Origin of the sequence: Streptomyces sp. LS1784, from assembly GCF_020103755.1 — a bacterium.
Classification (GTDB): domain Bacteria; phylum Actinomycetota; class Actinomycetes; order Streptomycetales; family Streptomycetaceae; genus Kitasatospora.
The window spans coordinates 1-1,159 of sequence record NZ_JAHSQD010001095.1; the positions used below are offsets into that span (position 1 = coordinate 1).

General features: G+C 78.3%; 1 protein-coding gene. It reads right to left on the reverse strand.

The features are described from left to right. On the reverse strand, nucleotides 1–1,159 hold a 1,159-nt coding region (locus KS423_RS45890; protein WP_224285574.1), incomplete at both ends, for a DUF5682 family protein.

Consider the following 1,159-nt stretch of genomic DNA (forward strand, 5'->3'; position numbering starts at 1 on the left):
AGGTCCGCGCGCACCCAGCCGGCGAGCACGGCGGGCCCGGCCTCCTCGGGCAGCGCGGCGAGCCGGGTGCCCAGGCGCTCCTCGACCAGGGCCAGCAGCCGGTCCCGGGCGGCCGGGCTGAGCGTGTCGAACCCTCCGCGCAACGCGGGCAGCCGGTCCAGGAAGGCATCGTCGGGCAACGAGGTGACCCGCTCCAGCACCGGTTCCAGCGCCTGCGGCGCGGAGTCGAACAGCCCCTCCGCAGCCGTCAGCAGACCGACCAGCGCCCGTCCGAGCGTCTGTCGCGCCTCGGGACCGGTCGCGCCGTCCACCCAGGATGCGGCCCGGCCGCCCAGCACGTCGGCCGGCTCCTGCCCGAGCAGCACCCGCACCGCACCGGCCGCACCCCGTACCAACGGGCTCCCGTGCTCGGCGAGTTCGGCCAGCACGTACGCCAGCCGGACCCCGCCGAGCCGGTCCGCCCGCCGCACCAGCTCCACCAGCGCCCGCGCGTCCTGCGGATCGTCCGACCCGCCCAGCCCCTCCAACTGCCGCACGGCGGCACCGGTGAGCACCTCGCCGGCCGCGGCGAGGACGGGCCGGCCCGTTGGCCCGGAGAGCGGGCCGGGATCGGTACCTCCCCCTGGGGCGAAGCCCGGGAAGTGCCCCGCGGCCAGGCGGTCGAGGAGGGCGAGGGCGTCGAGGAGGTCGGAGAGGGTGGCGGAGGCGGGGAGGACGGCGGTGAGTTGGGTGAGGCGGGTCTCGGCGAGGGTGGGGAGGGCGCAGGAGGCGGCAGCGGTGAGGCCGTCGATGATCTCGCGCGAGGTCGGCTGGTCGGAGAGGCGGGCGCGCAGGGCGCCTTCGGCCGCCTGGGCGGGGGTGACGCCGCGGGTGCCGGCGACGGTGAGCATGGCGGCGGTGGCGGGCGTCCAGTGCAGGCGCCAGCGGGTGCCGAGGGTGTCGGTGCCGCCGGCGCCGGTGGTGGCGACGGGTTCGGCGTAGGGGACCTCGCAGACGGTGAGGCGGTGCAGCAGGATTTCGCGGCGGCGGTCGAGGTCGCTGCGCAGCGGGTCGAGGCGCAGGTCGCGCGGGCCGGGGTCGGTGGGGCCGGGGAGGCCGAGGTCGGCGAGGAGGGTCTCGACGGCTGGGGCGAGTCCGCTGCGCGGGGCGGCGGGGGTGG